This window comes from uncultured Gimesia sp. (assembly GCF_937919775.1).
GTDB lineage: Bacteria > Planctomycetota > Planctomycetia > Planctomycetales > Planctomycetaceae > Gimesia.
The window spans coordinates 1-2018 of record NZ_CALFPF010000023.1 but is presented as its reverse complement, the minus strand read 5'-3'; the positions used below and the strand labels follow the sequence as shown (position 1 = coordinate 2018).

Below are 2018 nucleotides of genomic sequence, written 5' to 3'. Positions count from 1 at the left end.
TGTGAAACAATATTCAAAAAAAAACGCTGTGTTATGGGCGAGAATCAGCCTGGCACCAGGAACTACTATTCACAAGAGCACATTTTGAGTGAAGAAAAACGTAACATACGCGAACAGCCAGAACACAATATGTTAACGATCCGAAACATCAAAATTATGATTGAGTACAAAGAGATACATTCCACCTGGCAGCAGAGTAGGGGGGAAGCAGCAGAAAAGTGATTCAATCGAACTCTTAACTTACATGATTAAGAGTTAATGGCACGAACGGCTGCTTCTCTGTTCGGGTAAGTCTCCCAAAGCTGATCCAGGTGAGTGACTTCCAAAACTTCCATGCAGTACTCACTGAGACCGCAGATGCAGAATCGACCACCTTCGCGATGGTTGAGGCGATTCCACATTCTGAAAATGACTTCGATAAATGCGGAACCGAAAAACGAAGTATGGGACAGGTCCAGCACGACAACCGGCGGTGACGCTGTTTCGGCGACCTGCAGCAATACATCTGTCAAGGCATCGAGTCTTGGTTCGTCCAGATTTTCGTACTCGGGTCCCAAGGCCACTATAGTGACCTGGCCATCTTTGACGATTTCTGGGGGATAATCAGCAGGCATAATTGAACTGTCAACAAGATCGTCGTTTGTAAAAGCCCTGCATGTAACGACAAGAGGGATACCAAAGGAACTTACACATAGTAATCCAAATCACCAAAGTGTCAACCAAGAAATCCGTTTGTGTTGCCAAGATCTATACGCGCAAGTCCATTAAAACCGAATATTTAACAACACGCTAACCTCTTCGCATCCCACCTAATATCAAGCGGGATTCTCAATTTCCCATCCGAGACCATGCGGGAGGCTTAAGAATCGGAGGCTATTGCTCGTTTTTCCACTCCTGCAGTTTTGCTTTCAGTTTTAATTTTTTATTATTACGAAAAATGAGCAAAGTCACCTCATCTCCGACTTTATGTGTCTCTAAGGCGGCTAATAAGTCATCCGCATTGGTAATTGGGATTTCATTGAGCTGCATGATCAAATCGCCCAATACCAGATTTCCCGTCTTATCAAAACTGATCGCTTTCAAACCCGCCAGATCAGCTGCCCCACCAGGAATCAGATCCTGAACCATGACTCCATGAGCATCCTGAGATAAAAGACGATTAATCTTAAGCTTTCGCGTGACGATATCATCAATACCAGTGAAGTTCAAACTGGGTATTTGAATCATGCCATAGCGAATTAACTGGGGCACAAATCGGCTGATGAGATCAACTGGTACGGCATAACCAATGCCGGCATAAACATGCGACGTACTGTAGATCGCTGTATTAACCCCGATTAAATGTCCCGAGCTATCCAACAGAGGTCCACCGGAATTTCCGGGATTGATAGCGGCATCGGTTTGAATCACATTTCGAATTGATCGCCCCGTTGCAGAAATGATTTCCCGCCCCAGTCCACTGATAATTCCGGTCGTCAAGGTTTGATCCAGGCCAAAAGGATTACCAATCGCCAAGACGGTCTGGCCCACCTGAAGGTCAGCAGAATAGCCGACTTTGATTGGCTTTAATTGCTCGCTGGGCGCATTGATTCTCAGGACCGCTAAATCTTTCGACTGCTCAAATCCCACCAGTTTTGCCTTCCAGGTCGTATTATCAGCCAACGTCACGGTTGCTTCATCTGCTTTCTGGATCACGTGAAAGTTCGTCACAATATGGCCGTTACGATCCCAGATAAATCCGCTTCCCGAGCCCTGCGGAGTTTTTTGGAGATTCATATTGAATTGGCCCGCCTCCAGCGCAAACTCTGAAGTGCGGATATGTACGACTGACGGCGAAGACTCACGAAATAATTCGATTGTTCTCAGCTCAGATTGAGTCAGATCCGATCGGACAGGTATCCGGGAGGCGGGTTGCCTCAATTTACGGCTCACTAATTCAAATGTCATTCCAATAATCAAAACAATGAGAATGAAAATGAGCCATTTTTGAGTGATTGAGGATTTTCTCGCAGGAGCAT

At 45.7% G+C, this 2018-nt stretch carries 3 protein-coding genes; 1 reads left to right on the top strand and 2 read right to left on the bottom strand.

Translation table 11 applies throughout. The features are described from left to right. Positions 1–222: hypothetical protein (locus Q0294_RS00645; protein ID WP_299459633.1), on the top strand; the 222-nt coding region annotated here is incomplete at its 5' end. Between the two features lie 26 nt (positions 223–248). Here the strand turns inward: Q0294_RS00645 and Q0294_RS00640 are convergent. Both Q0294_RS00640 and Q0294_RS00635 read right to left on the bottom strand, forming a co-directional pair. After that, on the bottom strand, positions 249–614 hold the full coding sequence (locus tag Q0294_RS00640; protein ID WP_299459631.1) for an STAS domain-containing protein: 366 nt from the start codon (positions 612–614) through the stop codon (positions 249–251). A 259-nt stretch (positions 615–873) separates the two neighbouring features. Beyond that, positions 874–1776, bottom strand: a complete 903-nt coding sequence (locus Q0294_RS00635; protein WP_299459628.1) for a trypsin-like peptidase domain-containing protein — start codon at positions 1774–1776, stop codon at positions 874–876. Positions 1777–2018 lie beyond the last annotated feature (242 nt).